The organism is Maritimimonas sp. 2405UD52-3, assembly GCF_056591715.1.
Map to the genome: position 1 here is coordinate 201,758 of NZ_JBWQOL010000003.1, position 20,686 is coordinate 222,443.

A 20,686-nucleotide genomic window follows, 5' to 3' on the forward strand; every position below is an offset into this window, starting at 1 on the left:
TGATTAGGTAATAGCTTAGCAAACTAAACCTAGTTTAACAAACATGGTTTGACAAATTACAATCAGCGCAATTAAAAAATGAAAGTCTATAATAGATACCTTAGTCTAATTAAATTATTAAACTATTTATTTGTAATAACTCTTTCCTTTCTCATCTCTTGTGGGATCAAAAAAGCAGAGATTGATGAAAATTTGTCAAAAAAATACATGTCTATTGAAAACGAACTTATAGCATTTAAAGTTAGTCATAATACATCTAAAATTGATTTTTCTAATGTAATCGATACATTAAACGAAAACTCGAAGATTTTAATTTACGAAATAGATAAAAAAGGAGGTATTAAAAGAATTCCTTCAAAAATCAAATTTGATTCTAAAAGGTTGAGTGCTGATTTGTCAAAAACAAAAAATTACCTAGCTATTAAACCAATTAGTTCAGAAATTAAAGCACGGTATAATTTATTGCATGTGTTGAAGCAAATCCCTAATTTAAATATTACTCCAGAAATTTGCCAATATATATTATGCTCCCCAGATATATATCAATTAAGAGATTTGCCTTTTAGGTTTAATCAATTAAAACAGTTTGAAGATGATATTAATTTTTTGGATGTGCATGATATATATCATCCAAGTCCAGTTTCCCTTGAAAATGATAGCATTTGCGGGGAATGTTTTAATACTAATATTGTACTTTTAGATCCAATAAATTTACTAACAACTTCTTCTATAGATCCAGTTGCAAATGAAAGCTGTGATTGTAATTTAACCGATACTTCCTTGAGTGACTATGATGTATTAAAAATCTTTTATGACACTAATCCTAATAATACACTTGATTGGGATTTTAATGATACCACCTTACAAACTTTTTCGGGGATTGAGTTGAATGCTAATGGAAATATTGTGGGTTTGAACTTGAGTATATCTAATTTGACGATTATACCACCAGAAATTGGGCAACTAAAGTGTCTTGAGAATTTAGAATTATGGGAAAATCGGATAACATCTATTCCTCCTGAAATAGGACAACTAATTTGTCTTAAAAGTTTAAGCTTAGACAGAAACCAAATAAATGTGCTACCGCCTGAAATAGGCCAACTATCTCTTCTTGAAAAACTAGATCTAAGAGAAAATCAAATAACAACTATTCCAACTGAAATAAGTCAGTTAAGTAATCTTCAATTATTAGATTTAGCACACAATAGAATAATAGATGTTCCAAAAGAAATAGGTAGTTTATCCAGTCTAATATATTTACTATTAGGTAAAAACCATATAAATATTATCCCAAATGAAATAGGCCATTTATCTAATCTTAAATATTTAGACTTACGTTTAAATCAAATAATAGATATCCCAAATGAGATAGGTATGTTAGCAAACCTTAGTTCTTTATACCTTCCTAGTAATAATATCCATGAAATTCCCAAAGTAATAGGAGATTTAACTAATCTTCAACATCTAAATATGTCTGGTAATAAAATTGAACAAATTCCAATTGAAATTGGTTTATTAACAAAGCTCTATTCTATGTCTTTTGATTATAATCAAATTACTTCGATACCTAAGGATATAGGGAAACTAACCAATTTAGATTTTTTAACACTTAGTAATAATAAAATAACTAAAATTCCGATTGAAATAGGCCAGTTATTAAATCTTAAATATGAATTATCTTTTGCTGATAATCAAATTACTGCCATCCCATCTGAAATAAGCAACTTAGTTAAATTGGAAAAGTTATCTTTTGCAAATAATCAAATTTCTAATGGTTTAATTCCACCAGAATTGTCTCAATTAACTTTTTTGATAAAACTATCGTTATATGGAAACCCGGCAACAATTATTCCACAAGTAATTTGTGACCTAAACACAGATGTGGACTATATAGTAAGTTTGGATAATGGGAATAATTCTGTTTACCCAGCCGATGTTTGCCAATAATTGATAATAAATACTTTTGTTTAAATGGTGGATTTTTCTTCTATATAGATTCGTTACATTTGTTTTAGAATCTATTTAATGAAAAAACGTGTAGCTAAGTTCATACTATTTATTTTCGGTTGGAAGGCTGTTTATAAGTCTGAGTTCAAAGTACCCAAGACGGTCATGTTAGCAGCACCACATACAACCAATTGGGATATTGTCTTTGCTTTGGCTGTCTACTGGTTAGAAGGTATTGACGCCAAATTTTTAATTAAGAACAGTTATACAAATAGCTTTTTGGGTTTTTTCTTTAAATGGCTAGGTGCCATTGGAGTTGATAGAAGTAAAAATAATAATCTAGTTGATTATTCAGTACAATTATTTAATGAGTCTGAAGGCTTGGTTTTAATGGTGCCTGCTGAAGGCACACGCAGAAGGGTAGAGAAGTGGAAAACTGGATTTTATCACATAGCCAAAAATGCAAATGTACCGGTATCCTTAGGTTATTTAGATTATAAAAAGAAAATTGCTGGTGTAGGAGATGTATATCAGCTCACAGGTGATTTTGAAGTAGATATGCAGAAAATTGAGGATTTTTATAAGGATATTGAAGGTAAATACCCCGAGAACTACAATAAAGAAATATTCTAAAATTTCCTAAAAACAATGTGAGTTCGCTTTAAGAAATCACGTCAGTTTGAGTGTTTTTGCATAGTAAAAATGTATCGAAAACAAGTGATTTTTACCCAAAAACCTAATTTCGATACAATTTTTCTCATTTTCATTTCTAAAAATCACTCAATTTGACGGTTTTTGATGATGTTTCAATTTATGTCTAACTTTCTTTAAAACAATTCTTTAGTTGCTTTGATGGTAAGCCCTTCCTCATTCATTAATATTTTTGCCAGACTTTTCGTTTTCGGCATTTCGTAGGTATAATAATACTTCATAGTATGTATTTTACTTTCATAAAATCCATGTGTTTGATCTCCACTATCTTCAATAAGCATATATTGGGCCGTTGTGGCCGCTTTTAACCATTGCCATCCAATGACAATAGCACTGAAAAAGTCCATAAAAATAGTTGCATCAGCTAAAAAGCGTTCATAATTACCACTTATAGCATGTGGCATTAAAGAAGCAATCACTTTTTGAGTCAAACCGAGATTTTCTAAAAGCATATTAGCAAAAGGTTGCAGATTAGTGTGTTCATTTGCTTTTTTTATAGTTTGCTGAATTTCTTGAGCTAATAATTCTACTGCTTTTCCATTTTTCATGGTGACCTTTCTTCCTAAGAGGTCTAAAGATTGTATTCCTGTGGTACCCTCGTATATTGAAATGATACGTATATCTCTAAAATATTGCTGAGGCATAAAATCAGTGCAAAAACCGTAGCCACCTAAAATTTGGACAGCGTTACTTGTTGATTCAATACCCTTCTCAGCCGGATATGTTTTGGTGATGGGCGTTAAAAGCTCTAAAAGCAAATGATACTTTTCCTTTTCTTCAGCGGAATCACTAACCATTTCTTTATCAACATAATTAGCAGTTTCTACAATTAAACACATCGAGCCTTCAATAATTGCCTTTTGCGTCAGCAGCATGCGTTTCACATCGGGATGATTGATAATAAGTGTTTGCTCTTCTTCAATATTTTTCTGTCCGGTACTATTTAATTTTCTTCCTTGAGGGCGTTCATTCGCATATTTTATAGAGTTGTAATAGGCAGCAGAAGCAATAGCAGCCCCCATTCTTCCTGTAGCTATCCTTGCTTCATTCATCATTTGAAACATATAGGATAGCCCTTTATTGGCTTCACCTACAAGCCATCCTTTGCAATCATTGGTATCACCAAAAACAAGATGTGTAGTGCAATAACCCTTTTGTCCCATTTTTTCAAATTCTCCAGCTACAGCTACATCATTAAATTCCAAATTTCCATTTTCAAGAGGCCTACTTTTAGGAACTACGAATAAGGACACTCCTTTTGTTCCAGAAGGAGCACTTTCAATACGCGCAAGCACTAGATGCACAAAATTGTCAGCAAATTGATGATCGCCGGCGGAGATAAAGATCTTTTGACCTTTTATTAAATAGTGTTCTTGATCTGTTGGAGTTGCAGAAGTCGTAATATCTGATAGTGAACTGCCTGCTTGCGGTTCTGTTAAACACATAGTGCCTCCCCAAGAAAGGTCTAACATATTTGGCACAAACGTGTCTTTAAGATATTGATTCCCAAAGGATAAAATTAAATTCGCTGACCCGGCAGTTAAACCTAGATAGCCAGGCACATGATTATTGGCAGCTTCCATAATGAAATAGGCGGCATGAAATATGGAAGAAGGCAATTGCATACCTCCATCTTCAAAATCATACAAGGCACCCACTAATCCCATTTCACCAGCAGCTTTTAATATGGTTTCAAACTGAGGATGCACTATAATCTTACCATCTTCAAAATAGGCTGGCTTTTCATCCATTTCTTTGATAAATGGAAATAAGGCAGTATCTGAAAATGATTTTACAGAATCTAAAAATATATCAATTGAGGTTTTGTCATACTCACTAAAGCGCTCTTTACTTAAAAGCACATCTGTCTTATGAACATCAAACAATAAAAATTTTAGAGTGTCTATATCTACATATTCATTTTTCATTTCTAGAGGTATTCAATAGTTGATGATTAATATACTCAATAATATGGTTATGATCATCTTGATAATCATACCATTTAATTTCTTGGTCTTTTCTAAACCAAGTGCCTTGTCGTTTTGCAAAACGTCGTGTATTTTTTTTAATTTCTGATATTGCAAAATCTAGTTCCCAAAGACCATCAAAATAATTAAATAACTCTTTGTATCCTACTGTTTGTAAGGCATTTAAATTCTTATGTTTTCTAAGTTCTTTAGCTTCTTCCATCAAACCTTGTTGTATCATTTCATCTACACGGTTATTGATACGCTCATACACTAATTCACGATCTGCTGTCAATCCTATTTTAATAGGGATGAAATTACGCTTTGATTGTTTATCAGTTAAGAAGGATGCATATGATCTTCCGGTACCAATACAGATTTCTAATGCTCTAATTACACGTTGATGATTCTCTAAATCAATTTTCTGATAGGTTTCCTTGTCTAATTTTTGAAGTTGTTTTTGTAATGATTCTATACCCTCTTTTTCCAATTGATTTTTTAAATCCAAACGGATATTAGGATCAACGTTTGGAAAATCATCCAATCCTTTTAAAACCGCATCAACATATAATCCGCTGCCACCGACCATAACTAATACATCATGCTTTTGGAATAGTATATCGAGTTTATTGATAGCGTCCTTTTCAAACTGGCCAACACTATAATCTTCAAAAATAGAACGGTTCTGAATAAAATGATGGGGTGCAGCACTTAATTCACTTTTGGATGGTACGGCGGTGCCAATAGACATTTCCTTATAAAACTGTCTTGAATCACAAGAGATAATCTCTGTTTTAAAATGTTGAGCAATTTGAATGCTTAGAGAAGTCTTACCAATTGCGGTGGGCCCAATAACAGTAATAAGGTACTTATTCTTCATTTAAAACATGGCCGCATTTATGACAAAACTCAGCATTATCACGATGATTTCCTGCTGTGCAATTTGGGCAATTTTGCGTATTCGTATGAATATCTCTATTGCGCGTATACTCGGCAGTAACAATCCCTGTAGGAATAGCAATGATACCATAACCTAAAATCATTATAAATGCAGCGATAAATTGACCTAAGGCAGTTACAGGAGCAATATCACCATAACCAACTGTTGTTAGTGTAACTACTGCCCAGTAAACACTACGTGGTATACTTGTAAACCCACCATCAGAGCCACCTTCAATAAGGTACATAACAGTACCTAAAATAATACATAAAATAAGTACAAAGAATAGAAACACCGATATCTTTGCCCTACTATTTCGCAAGGCTACCAACAAACGATTAGACTCACCAACATAGCGAGCCAACTTCAAAATTCTAAACACTCTTAGTAATCGCAGAGCACGTAAAGCAGCCAATGCATGAGTACCTACAAAAAGTAAAGAGAGATATTTAGGGATAGTGGATAATAGATCAATAATTCCGTAAAAACTAAATATGTATTTTGATGGTTTTTTAACCGCTATGATTCTTGCAATATATTCTATAGTAAATAGAATAGTAATGATCCACTCTGCGGCATTTAAAAAATTATGATACTTATTATCAAACTCTTCAACGGTTTCCAGCATTACAAACACAATACTGGCGAGAATAGCTATCAATAAAATAACATCAAAAAACTTACCTGCTGGGGTGTCAGCCTCGTAAATGATTTCATGAAGTTTGAATCTCCAGTTAGATGAGCTTTTTTTATTAGTCAAATGAAGTTTAGTTTGGTTGGTCTAAATTAATAATTTTTAGATTCTTATTTTTTCTTAAGTAATTCTTAATAATATGTTGCGCATCTCTATTATCTTCCATTGGAGTTATCAACGATAGAATAATATCAGAATTATTGATTTGATAATTGAGGTTAAAATGCCCTAAACCCTTAAAAACTCCATTTTCAATAACAATTGCACTGCGTTCATCATAATCTCTTCCTTTATCAATAATGGCAAAACTCTTATTATCAAAGCTGTGCTTATTGATTAGTTGTTCAACACGTTTGTTGTATTCTTGAGCTGACTCTTTCTCAATACACGCTCCATTACAGGCTTTAATAGTATAATCAAAACAGTTACTCTTGGTTTGATAGAGTCCGTTTAATTTTTGGCAGAGTTTATATTCCTCAGTAAATCTGAATAAAAGACTTTTAGCACTTTGTCTGTTTGAAAATGTGGTAATTGCTTTTTTTCGTCCATCTGCTATATCAATTTTTAAGTTGGTATATCCATTTTCATCTATAAAACTATACAATGCATGGCTAAAAATCGTTCTGCGTAAGGCGCGATTAAAAATAGGTTTATTACGCTTTATTTCTTCACTCTCTTTGAGTAAGGCAACCAACTCACTTCCAGTTAATTCATAACTTACTGAAGCCACCAATTGTTGCATTTTTTTTGATTTATGTGAAGAATTGGTAAAGTGCTGTATGATACGTTTTCTAATATTCTTGCTCTTGCCAATATAAATTATATTACCATCTCTGTCATGCATATAATAGATGCCAGTGGTTGAAGGCATTTGTTCTATGATGTCTAATAATTTAGGTTCTAATTGCCTTCTTGAGTCTTGTTTTACAGCAGTACTAACAATGGTTTTTTCAATGTCCTTATCCAATAAGATTTGAAATAATTTTGTGGTTGCTATGGCATCACCATTAGCCCGATGTCTATCTGAAACCGGAATTCCAATAGACCTACATAACTTTCCTAAACTATAGGACTGTAATCCTGGAATTAAGCGTTTGCTAAGCTCAACGGTGCAAAGTGTATTACGCTCATATTCATAGCCTAAACGGCGAAATTCTGTACGAAGAATCCTATAATCAAAATTAGCATTATGAGCCACAACAATGCATTCGCTCGTGATTTCAATAATACGTTTAGCAACCTCATAAAACTTAGGAGCATTTCTAAGCATATTGCTATTAATACCCGTTAAGTTCACAACGAAAGGTTGGATTTTACGCTCAGGGTTGACTAAACTAATAAAGGTATCAACCACCTGATGCCCATCATGTTTATGAATGGCAATTTCGGTAATACCTTCTTCATTATACCTACCACCGGTAGTTTCTATGTCTATGATTGCGTACAATTATTTTTTGTCTACTACTAAACGGTTTTTTCTGTTAGCTATTTCCCAGGCAGTATAAAAAATAAGTTGTGTGCGTTTTTGAAGTAAAGGGTAGTTTATTTTATCAGCCGTATCAGTAGGTCTGTGATAATCTCTATGTACACCATTAAAATAAAAAATAACCGGAATTCCATTTTTGGCAAAATTGTAGTGGTCAGAACGATAATAAAATCGGTTAGGGTCGTCTTTATCGTTATATCTATAATCCAAATCAAGTTGTACATACTTCTTGTTCATTTTTTCTGATACTGAATGTAATTCAGAACTTAATCTATTGGTTCCAATAAGATATACGTATTCGGCATTCTTAGAATGATTTTCATCAACCCTGCCAATCATATCAATGTTTAGATTAACGATAGTTTTATCTAATGAAAAAAGAGGATGTTCCGTATAATATTTAGAACCAAATAAGCCTTCTTCCTCACCAGTAACATGCAGAAAGATGATAGACCGTTTTGGTCCGTGACCAGCTTCTGCTGCTTTTTTAAAAGCATCTGCAATTTCCATGATGGCTGAATTTCCTGAAGCGTCATCATCAGCACCATAGTATATTTTTTTTCCTTTTGTGCCCTCATGATCATAATGTGCAGAAATCACTAAATACTCATCGGGTAATTCAGCTCCTTTAATCATAGTGATAACATTTTCTGAGTCATCTTTTGACCTACCTCTAAAATACTCTTTCGGAATACGCTGAAAATATGTACTATCACCGGCAGGTTCAATATTTAAATTTTTATAATAACCTGCAATATACGCAGCGGCCATTTTTTGACCTGTCTCACCTGTTCTTCTACCTTGAAATTCTTCGGATGCTAATTTGTAGACTATTTTTTTCAAATCTTCTTGTGTAATCGTATTTGCATAATTGGTAATCATATCAACTTTATCGGTTATCAATGCTTCTACATTTGAAGCCTGTGCCTTAAGTTGATTTGTATAAAAAAATGAAAGAAAGAAAAATAGATAAGTCAAAATCACACGTTCCATAAACACATATTTATTATCAAAAATACTAATTACTACTGATTCAAGATAAATTGCTTGCTGGTTGCATCAAAAGTAACCCATTCATTAGAAAACAAGGTTGCCAATTCACCATTGTTTATCAATTCGTCAGGAGCGCCATTTACAAATGTATCTTCATGCATTAACCACAATTTTGATGCCAATTGTAAGGCTAATTGTATTTCATGCGTTGATATAATTATCGTTTTGTTTAATTGGGTAACCAACCTTTTTAACAACTGAAATACTTCTATTTTATGATGAATGTCCAAATGAGCAGTTGGCTCGTCAAGAATAATCAAGTCGGTGTTTTGGGCTAATGCGCGGGCTATCATCACTTTTTGTAATTGCCCGTCACTCAACAGGTTGTGTCTTTGGTCGACGAATGCTTTTATATTTGTTTGCTGAATGGCATTTGAAATATGTTCTTTGTCTACATCCGTTAAAGTGCCTATCCAATTAGTATAAGGTTGCCTGCCTAAAGCAATTAGTTCATAGACAGACAAATTACTTTCCGGAATTCGCTCAGTCAATACCACACTCATTTTTTGTGATAATTCCTTGATAGGAATGGTTGTTATATCTTTTGAGTTAATTCTGAGTTCGCCATTTAATTTTGGTTGTACTTTGGTAAGGGTACGAAGTAAAGTAGATTTGCCAATACCATTCTTACCTAAGAGACATACAAAATTTCCTTTTTTTAGATCAATATTGATATTCTCTGCTATAACCGCCCGATGCTTTTTACTTTGATATCCAATTGCCAGGTTTTTGGTTTGTATACTATATATTGCCTTTTCGTTCATTTATACATAGATTTTACGTTTTCTAACCAGTAGCCAAATAACAATGGGTGCTCCAAAAATAGAAGTAATTGCGTTAATTGGAAGTGTATATTCGCTTGTGGGTAGTTGCGCAATGGTATCCCCCAAAAGCATAGCAATAGCACCAATAATGGCTACAGCAGGCAGTAATGTTTTGTGATTTGAAGTGCTAAATACTAACTTTGTAATGTGTGGTATGGCCAACCCAATAAATGCAATGGGGCCTGAAAATGCAGTAATAATACCAGTTAACAATCCTGTTGCAATAAGAATCATATTACGCGTATATTTTAAATTAATACCTAAACTCTGCGCATAATTCTCACCTAGTAGTAATGCATTTAATGGTTTGATAACTAGGATTACAAGTGTGATTGCAATACAAAATATAAGGAAAAAAATACCCAGTTCATTCCATGATAGATTGCCTAAGTTACCGAAACCCCAAAAAATAAACTGTTGTAATAATTCTGCATTACTAAAATAACTCAATACACTTATCACCGCTGCTGTCAAGCTACCAAACATTAAACCTATGATTAATATAGACATGGTATTTTTAAGTGTTCTGGCTACTAGCATGACTGCTGAGAGCACTAAGAAAGCACCGAAACATGCTGCTATGACCATTCCGAAATTTGAGAATGCAAATGTGGCCATACTACCTCCTAAAAGGGCAACTCCTAATATAAGTATTGCTACCCCTAGGCTTGCACCTGAGCTAATACCGAGAACAAAAGGCCCTGCTAAAGGATTTCTAAATAAGGTTTGCATGAGCAAGCCGCTAATAGATAAACCTGAACCTACTAATATTGCTGTAAAGGATTTTGGCAGTCTAAAGTTTAGTATAATATATTGCCATGATTCTTTAGTCGTATTTCCTCCAGTTAAAGTATCCATGATATTACGAAAAGGAATACGCACAGAGCCTAAACTAATATTAAGAAGCCAACAGCATAGCAAGCAAACCAGTAAGAGAATAAATGTAAAGGTGTATGTTTTTTTTTGCTGCAACTTAATCGTTTAATTTTTCCAGAAAGTAGGGGGTATAATTGGGTAATAATTCCGGATGTACAACTTTAATTATATCCTTTAATACTACATCTGGTTTTGTTGGTGCCTCTTCATAATAAATAACGCCACCTCCTTCACCTGTTTTGTTGTTAAAGGAAAAAACCTTTTGCTCTTTAAAGGCTTTAAACTCTTGATAGTGTGTATTAACCTCGGTCAATTGTTTAAATGTTGTATAATGCCCCGGTGCTAACCAAAAATCTGCTTCTTGTGCTTTGTCAAAAACGGTTTCAAAACTAAGTTGTAAGCTACCTTTTCCTTTGGAATCGCTCCAAAGATAATTTGTATTGGCGTCTTTTAGAAACTGTGCAACGAAACTTTTGCCAGCAGGAAGATTCCAGACGTCATTGAATTGAACTCCTGATAAAATTGTTGGCTTCTTGGTAGCTTTTAAAGCAATTTTTTTAGCTTCTTGATACTCTCGTTCAATAGTAGAAAAAATGGAATCGGCTTTTGCTTCTTTATCAAATAAAACTCCAAAAAACTTTAACCATTCCGCTCTGCCTAAGGGAGTTTCTTCAAGCCAATCGCCATTAAGTAGAACAGGAATACCCGCTTTTTCAATATTATCAAACATTCTGTTATTGCTATTCATAGAAAAGCCTACAACTACCTCCGGTTGTAATTCTAATAATACTTCTGTATTGATCTGCTCTTCCATTCCTAATTCCCTAATTAGTCCATCCTTTATTAGAGCGACTGTTTTTTTTGAAGAAATGTACTTTGTGTTAGGGAAACCAATGAGTTTTTCTTCAACGCCCAAAGCTTCTAACATAGGTATATGTGTGGTAGAGGTTACAACAATGTTCTCTATAGGAATTTGAATAATTTTTTCTTTTGGAATGCCTTTGGGAACTTTCTGGTTTTTTGAAATCAAATAGTATTCATGAGATTCTACGGCGTCAGGATAAGGAGATGTGATAATCAGTTTCGTGTAATTGTCAACTTCTTGAATTTCAAAGCCTTTAGCATATTCAATTGAAGTGTGCTTGTCAATATTTAAAACTTGTTTTTTATCAAGTTTGCAGGAAAAAATTAACAATGACAATAGAAGTATAAATAGTATCCTCATAGACGATAAAAATCAAGCAAAAGTACCGATTTTGTTTTAAAGATTTTGTCTACATTTGCCATGTTGTTGGTTGGGTATTCATTAAGATGTATACCCATTAAAAGGGAATTAGGTGAAAGACCTAAGCTGTCCCCGCAACTGTAAGCATGTGCCAAATTTGATTTGGCATTTATTGTAACACTTTGCCACTGTCTCCATAGTCCTGATAGTTATCGGGATTGGGATGGGAAGGCATACAATAAATGCGAGCCAGGAGACCTGCCAATTTCAAAGAGTAATAAACGCTTTCGGAGGAAAAGTATCGGCTCGTGATATTCTATCATGCTCCTCATTTCTTACGAATAGCCATTTTTAATCATTTAAACTTTCTAAAATGAAAAAAAGGTTATTGTTGATTGGGGCTTTACTAACGCTATGTTTAGTAAATGCGCAACAGCAAAATCCCGATAGCTATCGGGATTCAACAAAAGTTGAACAATTAGATGAAGCCATTGTAACGGCTACTAAGATTCCCACGAATAAAAAGAATCTTGGAAAATTAGTGTACAAAATTACACCTGAAGTCTTATCAAGAAGTACTGGAAAATCAGTAGTTGATGCTATAAATGACGTACCGGGTGTAGAAATTAATGGTAATTATAGTAACCGAGGTACAAACCTAGGGTACTATATTAGAGGAGGTAGAAATCGACAAGTAGCTATTTTGATTGACGGTATACCTGTAAATGACCCATCGTCTTTCAATGGTGATTTTGACTTACGCCAAATTGCGCTAGATCAGGTGGAGTCTATTGAAATAGTTAAAGGTGCAGCCAGTACATTGCACGGTACAGGAGCCGCTACGGGCGTCATAAATATTATATTAAAGAAGTCATCCAAGAAATCATTTACAGGTTCTTTCAGCACTTCCATAAGTACCAATAATTCTCAGGAAGAACAAGAGTTAAACTTAGATGAATTGAATACCAATTTTAATTTTAACGGTTCTTTAAATAAATTCAATTACTTGGTAAGTTTAAATGGCACGCAATCAAAAGGATTATCAGCTGCCGAAAGTGAAAACGAGGCGAATCAGTTTGAAGATGATACTTTTAATAGAGTAAATGCCTTGGTAAAACTAGGGTTTAAAGCGTCTGATAAATTGCACATAGGCCTATTTTCTAGTTATGACGAATATCATACAGATTTTGATGGTTTTGATTTTTTCACCAATACAACTGTAGACGCTGAAAACTCATCAAGCACGTTTCAGAAAAGAATGGGACTAACACCTACCTATACTTACAAAAAGGGCGAGTTAAAACTCAATACGTTTTATAACATCATTGATAGACATGTGGCACCGTCTGATGATACTTTTGAAGGTACTTCTTATGGTTTTGATTTCTATAATAATTATAAGTTCTCTGATCACTTCTCATTATTAACAGGTGTGGCTTTTCAAAATCAGGATATGTTTCAACGTACGGCTTTTTCGAGCATTGAAGAGGGGAGTGCTGAGCAGTCGTTTTTTGACCCCTATGTATCTTTTAATATTCAAAATTTAGGTGGATTTAACTTCAATGCTGGTGCTCGCATAAATGTTCATGATGAATATGGTACAAATTGGGTCTACAACATCAATCCATCTTATAATTTTGAAATTTCTGATGACTCTTCTTTAAAACTATTTTCTTCAGTAAGTACAGCTTTTGTAACACCTACCTTGCAAGAAATATTTAATAAATTACCCACAATTGATGAATTGAATCCTGAAAAGGATGTAACCATTGAAGGAGGATTTGATTGGATAGTATCGGACGCTTTCTCATTCAACGCCGTATACTTCTATCGTGAGGAAACAGACAAAATTGGCTTTGATTTCACTACTTTTCAAACGATTAATGATGAAGGCACCTTTTATGCAAGAGGTATAGAAGCAGAGGCAAACTTTAAAGTTTCTGAAGCACTACTTTTCAATGCTAGTTATGGCTACATAAATAGAGAAGAAAGCTTATTATTAAAAATACCAAAACACAAAGTGAATATTTCAGCTGACTATAAACTTGGCTCTAATACGCGATTATTTATCAATGGTAAGTTTGTAGATGCTACCAGTGATTTTGGAGGCGTATCCTTACCATCCTATAGGTTGTTAGACGTATTTATCAATCAAAAATTGATTGATAATAGATTAACTTTATTCGCTTCTATTGCCAACGTATTTAATGAAGATTATCAGGAATTAGCAGGATTCTCAACCCGAGGCAGAAACTATAAAGTAGGTTTGCAGCTTAATTTTTAGGTTGAATATTTTTTAAGAGTGCTGGTTCTATAGGAATCGAGACTAATTGAAGGAAAGACCTTTCGACTGCGCTCAAGGTGACATTAAAAAAGCGATCTATTTAGATCGCTTTTTTATTTCTTCTTCAATGAGTTTATAGTGCTCACTGGTATCATGTAGGTAATTATAACTTTCTACTTTGCCCAGCTCTTTTCCTTTGGCATCAGTAAGTACTACGGTAGGATAGACTTTTTGATGGTATTTTTTACTTAACGAATCATTTGAACTTGACTGAAATTCAGAGATTAAATTCTTTCTTCTGGGAGCATCTACACGAATTAGTACCAAATGTTCATCTGCCAACCTCTTAAACTTCTCTGTATAGAAAAAATCCTTATTAAGATTTTCACTGGCTTTACTCCAATCTGAACCTGTAAAATATAAAAGAATGAGCCTTTCATCTCTTTCGGCCAATTGTTTAGCGGTCTCAAAGTTGGTTTGCCAATTGAGATCATAACCTTTTTTTTGGCCAAATGAAAATATACCAGCAAGCAATATCATAAAGACTATTATGACTCTTATCTTTTTCATTTTTATTCTTTCTTACTACTAGTTATCAGCTCTATACCAATATTCAGTTCTTCCTAATAATGAAAAGCCTATATAGCCTCGTATTTTTAGTTTGTCTTTACTATCTAGTGCGATATAGCACTTATAATTTTTTCCATTTTTAGGATCCAATATTTTACCACCGCTCCATTCATCACCATCTTTCTTTAAGCCTGTCAGAATATTCATTCCTAAAATTGGTTTGTCTTTATTGGCGCCTTTACATTCTGTACATTTTTTATTGCGCCTTTCAGGATTTAAGATGTCTACAATTTTGGCATAGGCTTTATCACCTTTTTTGTAGACTTCTACAATAGATTCTGTCTTTCCTGTTTCAGAATCAACGGTTTTCCATTTACCGAAAATAGTTTGCGATTCCGCGAAAGCGAAACCCATAACTAAAAAACTAACAAGTACTAATTGTTTCATAAATTTCTATTTTTTAAACGTATCATGGCTGCATTTAATTCAAAACCAAGTAATAAAATTATGGAATTTAGCCATATAAATAGCATTAACACCAATAATGTTCCGATGGAACCGTACAATTCATTGTACTGTGCAAAGCGTTTTACATAAATACTAAAGATTCTAAAGTTAATAATAATTAATAAGGTTGTTAAAATAGCACCTGGTGAAAAGAAGGATATTTTCTTTCCCTCCTTTGTTCCCAAATAATAGAACATACCAACTGTAACCAATAGCATTAAAAATATAATAATATACCTGCCTGTTTGTATCCAAAACAAATCATTAGATACATAACCTTGGTTCTTTAGGTTGTTTACTGCTATTTCAAAATATACAATAACCCCAACAGTAGCAAACAACAATGATGCCAATATCAATGTTACCATTAATGAAACCATATACTGCTTTACAATAGATCGTGTTTGCAATTTATGATAGGTATATTCAAATCCGCCAAATAGAGAGTTTATACCATTGGTCATTAAAAACATAGATAAAATAAAACCGAATGATAATAAACCTCCATACCTGTTCTTTGCAATATCATTAACTACAGAATCAACTGCTCCTGAAGTTTTTGGCGGTAGCGCTGAATTAACAAATTCCATAAAAATAGCATCGAAGTTTTCAATAGGTACAAACGGAATAAGTGTCAAGATAAATAGTGCGAAAGGGAATAGTGCCATAAAAAAACTAAAAGCAACGGCACCAGCCCTTGAAGTTAAAGCACCCTGTACAATACCAATAATGTACATTTCAAGCACATCATATAATGACATGCCTTCAAGTCCTGGGACTTTTATCTTTTTAAAGATTTTTACAAACCAGCTGATTACCGGAATTTTAAGCAAACGTTCTTCTGGGGTCATACTTACTTAATCATAGTTGGCATCATAGCTCCCATTCCATTTGTCTTGAACTTTGAGAACTTGTTCAATAACATCACGTACACAGCCATTACCTCCTTTTTTTTGAGAAATATAGAGTGAGATATCTTGAATTTCCGGCACGGCATCTTTTGGGCAAGCAGGAAGTGCTACCATTTTCATCACCTGATAGTCAGGAATGTCATCTCCCATATAAAGTACGTTTTCTGGCTTGATTGAATAGATATCAAAATACTCATAAAGCTGTTCTACTTTGTTATGAGCACCCAGATAGATATCGGTCACTCCCAATCCGCGTAAGCGAGAACGGACCCCTTCATTGTTACCACCTGAAATAATACATACCTTATAGCCTTTATCAATGGCTGTTTTAATGGCATAACCATCTTTGGTATGCATTTTTCTGAGGAGTTCACCGTTGGTTAAAATAGTTACGGTGCCATCAGTGAGCACGCCATCAACATCAAAAACAAATGTATTGATCTGTGGCATGATTTCTTTATAGCTCTTTTCCATAGGTATCTTGAATTGATTTGGTTAGTATTGAATAGATATCCTGTTGTTTTTTGGTCAGCATTGCCAAATGCATTTGTATGGTTTGCTGATCATTTCGCTTAGCAGGCCCAGTTTGCGCTTCAAAAGGTGCTAGAACATTTATTTTCTTAGCAGTTTCTTGAATCAAAGGTTTTAAAATCTCAAAAGGAACTTTATTGCTTTCACATAGTTCATGACCTACATGATATAAATGATTTACAAAATTATTGACAAACACTGCAGCTATATGTAAACTTTTACGTTGTGATGAGTCTACAAAATAAATATTGTTAGAGATTGTATTAGCCAATTTGTCTAATAAAAGCAGGTCTTCATTCTTTTCAGCTTCAATGCATATAGGTAACTTGTCAAAATCAACAGGATTATCTTTAGTGAAGGTTTGTAACGGATAAAAAATACCTTTTCTATTTTTAGCATCAATAATTTCCATAGCTACACCACCGGAGGTATGCACCACTAGTTGATTGGTTAAAGGTAGTTGTGATGAGAATTCGGCAACAGCATCATCTGTTATGGCAATAATATAGAGATCAGCTTTTTTTAATTCATTCAGGTTAGTTGTTGTATCTACCTGGTTTTCAAATGATTTCAGTGATTTTTTTGATCTGCCATATACCTGAATCAGTTCTACATTTTTAGCATCAAAAAAAGCATTTGCCAGATGTGATGCTACATTACCAGAACCCAATAAAACCACTTGAATCATGAGGCGAATTTAAGGAAGTTTTAAGTATTTAAAAAAGTGTTAATTACAAGAATGAACAGGCTTTTTTTGAGTATTTTTGCAGCTGATTATTTTTTGGCATTTCAATTGATGAAAAAACTCAAAGACCTTCTCTTTTCTACACGACTTACCGGATTTTTATTTTTACTCTATGCAGCTTCCATGGGGGTGGCTACCTTTATAGAAAATGACTACGGAACACAAGCCTCTAAAGCACTGGTTTATAATACTTGGTGGTTTGAGCTGATTCACATTTTATTTGTGATCAATTTTATTGGGAATATTTTCCGATATCGATTGTTTAGAAAAGAAAAGTGGTCTGTGTTGATCTTTCATCTTGCTTTTATCCTTATTTTGATTGGTGCAGGTATAACACGATATATTAGTTTTGAAGGTCTTATGCCTATTGAAGAGGGTGCGGTTTCAAATACTATGCTTTCTGAAGCTACTTATTTTTCGGCTACCATAGATAATAATGAAGTACAAAAGACCATTGATAGAAAATACCTGTTTAGCCCTAAGATTTCATCTGAAGCCCGGTTTATACCTTTGGCATCGCGATTTTTAAACGCTCTTCGAGGAGGCAATGATTTTTCTATTCAAACAGATTTTAAAGGAAAAGAGGTTGCTATTAATTATGTAAACTATATACCCAATGTTTATGAAGAATTTCAAGAAGACGAAACGGGAATAGATTTTTTACATTTTGTAGAATCAGGCGGGGGTTCACGACACGACCATTACATCAAGAAAGGAGAAGTAGCTAATATTCATAATATGTTGGTGGCCTTTGACAAAGAAACAGAAGGTGCGGTTAATATACTTACCAAAAATGACAGTCTTTTTATCAAATCACCTCAAGATGGCAATTTTATGGTCATGGCTACTCAGAATAGAGGTGAGATTAAAAAGGACTCATTACAACCTTTTAATCTACGATCATTGTATAGCATTGCGAATACGCAGTTTGTAATACCTACACTTCCTGCTAAAGGCAAATTAGTTACTGTTTCAGGAGATAAAGATGAGCACCCTGATGATCTCTTAGAAGTTGAGGTTGATGTAGACGGGCAGAAAGAAAATGTCACATTGTATGGCTATAAATATGCTATTAATCCACCTCATATTTTCACACTTAATGGGCTTAATTTTAGGTTAAGCTATGGTGCAAAGCAATTGGAATTACCATTTTCAATCAAGTTACGAGATTTTCAATTAGAGCGCTACCCGGGTTCTAACAGTCCAAAATCTTATGCTAGTGAAATTACTGTCATTGATCAAGATGAGAACTTTGACTTCAGGATCTTTATGAACAATATTTTAGATCATAAAGGCTACCGATTTTTTCAAGCAAGTTATGATGATACCGGAGCGGTAGAAGAATCACATCTATCAGTAAATCATGATATGGCGGGTACTACGATTACCTATATAGGCTACGTGCTATTATTTTTTGCCATGACTTTTGTGTTGTTTTCAAAAACTACACGTTTTGCAGATTTGGATAACATGCTTGATAAAGTAAAGAAAAAGAAAGAAGCGCTGACTGTAGTTCTTATTTTGTTTTCATTTTTCAGCTTTGCACAACACAATCATATAACAGAAGCACAGTTAGATTCTATTCTCAACGCTACGAAAGTTTCACCTGAACATGCTGAGCGTTTTAGTCAACTGATTATTCAAGATGAAGGCGGACGTATGAAGCCAGTGCATACCTATGCTTCTGAGTTACTTAGAAAGGTCAGTAAAAAAGATACGTATAGAGGGTTGGATGCAAATCAGGTAGCGATTTCTATGGCTACAAATCCACGTTTGTGGTTTTCGGCACCTATCATTTATATGACCAAGAACAATACAAAGGCTAGGGAATTTTTAGGAGTTCCTTTAGATCAAAAATATTTACGCTTAACAGATCTACTAACGCCCAGAGGTGAATACAAACTTTCTGAGGATTTAGAGAAGGCTTATAAAAAGCGTATCAAAAATAAATATGAGCAAAGCATCGTAAGTGTACATGAACGCGCCAGTCTATTGTATGGAGTTATTTTTGGAAATGTATTTCGGTTTTTTCCTGTAGAAGGTGATGAAAATAATAAATGGATTGCCAGAACCGACTTGCAACCTGATATTATGAAAAAGGAAGATTCGGCATTTGTTAAAAATATCTTGCCTTATTATGCACAGTCAATCACGGAGGCAACCAAAAATGGCGATTATAAGTTGCCAGATGAACTACTTGAAGGCGTTCATAAGTTTCAGGAAAAGTATGGCAGTGCCGTAATGCCAAGTCAACGTAAGGTTGATCTTGAGATCTTTTATAATAAATATGACATTTTTAGAAACCTATTCTGGCAATACATGCTAGCAGGTGTGTTAATGCTCATCTTTTTAATTGTTCAGATTTTTAATGATGGAAAGGTTGTTAGAATGTTGATCAATATTTTTAAATGGATTATCATTTTACTGTTTACATATCATTTAATAGGTTTAGGTATCAGATGGTATATTTCTGGGCATGTGCCTTGGAGTAATGGTTATGAATCTATGATCTATGTAGCCTGGGCTACCATGTTCTTTGGACTGGCATTTGGAAGAAAATCAAACCTAACAATCGCTGCAACTGCTTTTGTGGTATCTATGATTTTGATGTTTGCCCATATGAATTGGATGGACCCTGCCATTGCCAATTTAGTTCCTGTGTTGGATTCCTATTGGGTGATGATACATGTATCAATTATAGTAGCCAGTTACGGGCCTTTTACATTAAGCATGATCTTAGGGCTGATAGCCTTAATTCTTTTTGGGTTGACTTCTAAGAATAACAAAAAGAAAATTGATTTACAGATCAAAGAGATTACAATTATCAATGAGATGTCTATGACCGTTGGTTTGGTAATGTTGACCATCGGTAACTTTTTAGGTGCCATGTGGGCCAATGAAAGTTGGGGACGTTACTGGGGTTGGGACCCAAAGGAAACCTGGGCACTCGTTAGTATTATGATATACGCATTTATACTGCACATGCGTTTAATACCTGGCTTACGAGGACGGTTTACTTTTAATGTATTGGCGTTTTTTGCATTCGCATCCATTTTAATGACCTATTTGGGTGTGAATCACTTACTGTCTGGTTTACACTCATATGCGGCTGGTGAATCGGCACCCATACCGTATCAAATTTGGACCTGGTTAGCAATTGGGATTGTTTTAAGTGCACTTGCTTATGTAAAGAATAAGCGGTATTATAAAAAATAATTCCATCATTACGATCCTAATAGCTATCGGGAGAAGTAATCTTTTAAATTGGAGTTAAAATCTAACAGATTGCTTCTTCGCTAAAGGCGAATCGCAATGACGTATCCTTTAGTCATTACGAGGAGGAACGACGAAGTAATCTGCCAAAAAACAACGCTTTATTCATGAAGAAATCATATCTGTATTTTATGACAAATAA

Annotated in this window: 17 protein-coding genes and 1 riboswitch; of the genes, 4 read left to right on the plus strand and 13 right to left on the minus strand. The window is 33.9% G+C overall.

Annotated features, from left to right (window positions below):
• The first annotated feature begins 78 nt into the window (after positions 1-78).
• Together AC1EU5_RS08845 and AC1EU5_RS08850 are read left to right on the plus strand one after the other, a co-directional pair.
• Positions 79-1,947 carry a leucine-rich repeat domain-containing protein gene (locus AC1EU5_RS08845; RefSeq protein WP_480192018.1) on the plus strand — a complete coding sequence of 623 codons (1,869 nt, stop codon included), beginning with the start codon at positions 79-81 and terminating at the stop codon, positions 1,945-1,947.
• Positions 1,948-2,025: 78 nt separating this feature from the next.
• Positions 2,026-2,580, plus strand: a complete 555-nt coding sequence (locus AC1EU5_RS08850; protein ID WP_480192019.1) for a 1-acyl-sn-glycerol-3-phosphate acyltransferase — start codon at positions 2,026-2,028, stop codon at positions 2,578-2,580.
• Between the two features lie 194 nt (positions 2,581-2,774).
• Here the strand turns inward: AC1EU5_RS08850 and AC1EU5_RS08855 are convergent, their stop codons facing one another.
• From AC1EU5_RS08855 to AC1EU5_RS08890, 8 genes are read right to left on the minus strand one after another with little or no spacing between them, the layout of a single operon-like run.
• Positions 2,775-4,586, minus strand: coding sequence for an acyl-CoA dehydrogenase family protein (locus tag AC1EU5_RS08855; RefSeq protein WP_480192020.1), 1,812 nt, complete (start codon positions 4,584-4,586; stop codon positions 2,775-2,777).
• Positions 4,576-5,505 (minus strand): tRNA (adenosine(37)-N6)-dimethylallyltransferase MiaA, encoded by a 930-nt coding sequence (miaA, locus tag AC1EU5_RS08860; RefSeq protein WP_480192021.1) that lies wholly within the window; start codon positions 5,503-5,505, stop codon positions 4,576-4,578. The genes AC1EU5_RS08855 and miaA overlap by 11 nt, the downstream gene beginning before the upstream one ends.
• Complete coding sequence (locus AC1EU5_RS08865; protein ID WP_480192022.1) at positions 5,495-6,325, minus strand: ion transporter; 831 nt, start codon at positions 6,323-6,325, stop codon at positions 5,495-5,497. Before AC1EU5_RS08865 ends, miaA begins: the two co-directional genes overlap by 11 nt.
• Before the next feature lie 7 nt (positions 6,326-6,332).
• Positions 6,333-7,706, minus strand: coding sequence for an exonuclease domain-containing protein (locus tag AC1EU5_RS08870; protein ID WP_480192023.1), 1,374 nt, complete (start codon positions 7,704-7,706; stop codon positions 6,333-6,335).
• The gene (locus AC1EU5_RS08875; RefSeq protein WP_480192024.1) at positions 7,707-8,738 is read right to left on the minus strand and encodes a M28 family metallopeptidase; all 1,032 of its coding nucleotides are present in this window, start codon (positions 8,736-8,738) and stop codon (positions 7,707-7,709) included.
• A 32-nt stretch (positions 8,739-8,770) separates the two neighbouring features.
• On the minus strand, positions 8,771-9,562 hold the full coding sequence (locus AC1EU5_RS08880) for an ABC transporter ATP-binding protein (protein WP_480192025.1): 792 nt from the start codon (positions 9,560-9,562) through the stop codon (positions 8,771-8,773).
• Positions 9,563-10,594, minus strand: a complete 1,032-nt coding sequence (locus AC1EU5_RS08885; RefSeq protein ID WP_480192026.1) for a FecCD family ABC transporter permease — start codon at positions 10,592-10,594, stop codon at positions 9,563-9,565.
• A 1-nt stretch (position 10,595) separates the two neighbouring features.
• Positions 10,596-11,723: an ABC transporter substrate-binding protein gene (locus AC1EU5_RS08890; protein ID WP_480192027.1), complete on the minus strand. Its 1,128-nt coding sequence runs from the start codon at positions 11,721-11,723 to the stop codon at positions 10,596-10,598.
• A 50-nt stretch (positions 11,724-11,773) separates the two neighbouring features.
• Positions 11,774-12,003, plus strand: a riboswitch (cobalamin riboswitch).
• A gap of 93 nt (positions 12,004-12,096) precedes the next feature.
• Between AC1EU5_RS08890 and AC1EU5_RS08895 the strand changes: the two genes are divergently transcribed.
• Positions 12,097-14,007: a TonB-dependent receptor plug domain-containing protein gene (locus AC1EU5_RS08895; RefSeq protein ID WP_480192028.1), complete on the plus strand. Its 1,911-nt coding sequence runs from the start codon at positions 12,097-12,099 to the stop codon at positions 14,005-14,007.
• Positions 14,008-14,103: 96 nt separating this feature from the next.
• Here AC1EU5_RS08895 and AC1EU5_RS08900 read toward each other — a convergent pair whose 3' ends face one another.
• From AC1EU5_RS08900 to AC1EU5_RS08920, 5 genes are read right to left on the minus strand one after another with little or no spacing between them, the layout of a single operon-like run.
• Positions 14,104-14,577, minus strand: a complete 474-nt coding sequence (locus AC1EU5_RS08900) for a thioredoxin family protein (RefSeq protein ID WP_480192029.1) — start codon at positions 14,575-14,577, stop codon at positions 14,104-14,106.
• Positions 14,578-14,595: 18 nt separating this feature from the next.
• On the minus strand, positions 14,596-15,024 hold the full coding sequence (locus tag AC1EU5_RS08905; protein WP_480192030.1) for a DUF2147 domain-containing protein: 429 nt from the start codon (positions 15,022-15,024) through the stop codon (positions 14,596-14,598).
• Complete coding sequence (locus tag AC1EU5_RS08910) at positions 15,021-15,935, minus strand: YihY/virulence factor BrkB family protein (RefSeq protein WP_480192031.1); 915 nt, start codon at positions 15,933-15,935, stop codon at positions 15,021-15,023. Before AC1EU5_RS08910 ends, AC1EU5_RS08905 begins: the two co-directional genes overlap by 4 nt.
• Before the next feature lie 6 nt (positions 15,936-15,941).
• Complete coding sequence (locus AC1EU5_RS08915) at positions 15,942-16,469, minus strand: KdsC family phosphatase (RefSeq protein ID WP_480192032.1); 528 nt, start codon at positions 16,467-16,469, stop codon at positions 15,942-15,944.
• Positions 16,453-17,214: a Rossmann-like and DUF2520 domain-containing protein gene (locus AC1EU5_RS08920; RefSeq protein WP_480192033.1), complete on the minus strand. Its 762-nt coding sequence runs from the start codon at positions 17,212-17,214 to the stop codon at positions 16,453-16,455. Before AC1EU5_RS08920 ends, AC1EU5_RS08915 begins: the two co-directional genes overlap by 17 nt.
• Before the next feature lie 51 nt (positions 17,215-17,265).
• On the opposite strand from AC1EU5_RS08920, the gene AC1EU5_RS08925 reads away from it, so the two are divergent.
• The gene (locus AC1EU5_RS08925; RefSeq protein WP_480192034.1) at positions 17,266-20,487 is read left to right on the plus strand and encodes a cytochrome c biogenesis protein; all 3,222 of its coding nucleotides are present in this window, start codon (positions 17,266-17,268) and stop codon (positions 20,485-20,487) included.
• Positions 20,488-20,686: the final 199 nt, after the last annotated feature.

Coding starts and splice junctions, on each gene's coding strand:
- AC1EU5_RS08915 (WP_480192032.1), bottom strand. CDS start 16,469: ATGGAAAAGAGCTATAAAGAAATCATGCCACAGATCAATACATTTGTT.
- AC1EU5_RS08890 (WP_480192027.1), bottom strand. CDS start 11,723: ATGAGGATACTATTTATACTTCTATTGTCATTGTTAATTTTTTCCTGC.
- AC1EU5_RS08880 (WP_480192025.1), bottom strand. CDS start 9,562: ATGAACGAAAAGGCAATATATAGTATACAAACCAAAAACCTGGCAATT.
- AC1EU5_RS08855 (WP_480192020.1), bottom strand. CDS start 4,586: ATGAAAAATGAATATGTAGATATAGACACTCTAAAATTTTTATTGTTT.
- AC1EU5_RS08905 (WP_480192030.1), bottom strand. CDS start 15,024: ATGAAACAATTAGTACTTGTTAGTTTTTTAGTTATGGGTTTCGCTTTC.
- AC1EU5_RS08845 (WP_480192018.1), top strand. CDS start 79: ATGAAAGTCTATAATAGATACCTTAGTCTAATTAAATTATTAAACTAT.
- AC1EU5_RS08900 (WP_480192029.1), bottom strand. CDS start 14,577: ATGAAAAAGATAAGAGTCATAATAGTCTTTATGATATTGCTTGCTGGT.
- AC1EU5_RS08875 (WP_480192024.1), bottom strand. CDS start 8,738: ATGGAACGTGTGATTTTGACTTATCTATTTTTCTTTCTTTCATTTTTT.
- AC1EU5_RS08910 (WP_480192031.1), bottom strand. CDS start 15,935: ATGACCCCAGAAGAACGTTTGCTTAAAATTCCGGTAATCAGCTGGTTT.
- AC1EU5_RS08920 (WP_480192033.1), bottom strand. CDS start 17,214: ATGATTCAAGTGGTTTTATTGGGTTCTGGTAATGTAGCATCACATCTG.
- miaA (WP_480192021.1), bottom strand. CDS start 5,505: ATGAAGAATAAGTACCTTATTACTGTTATTGGGCCCACCGCAATTGGT.
- AC1EU5_RS08850 (WP_480192019.1), top strand. CDS start 2,026: ATGAAAAAACGTGTAGCTAAGTTCATACTATTTATTTTCGGTTGGAAG.
- AC1EU5_RS08895 (WP_480192028.1), top strand. CDS start 12,097: ATGAAAAAAAGGTTATTGTTGATTGGGGCTTTACTAACGCTATGTTTA.
- AC1EU5_RS08925 (WP_480192034.1), top strand. CDS start 17,266: ATGAACAGGCTTTTTTTGAGTATTTTTGCAGCTGATTATTTTTTGGCA.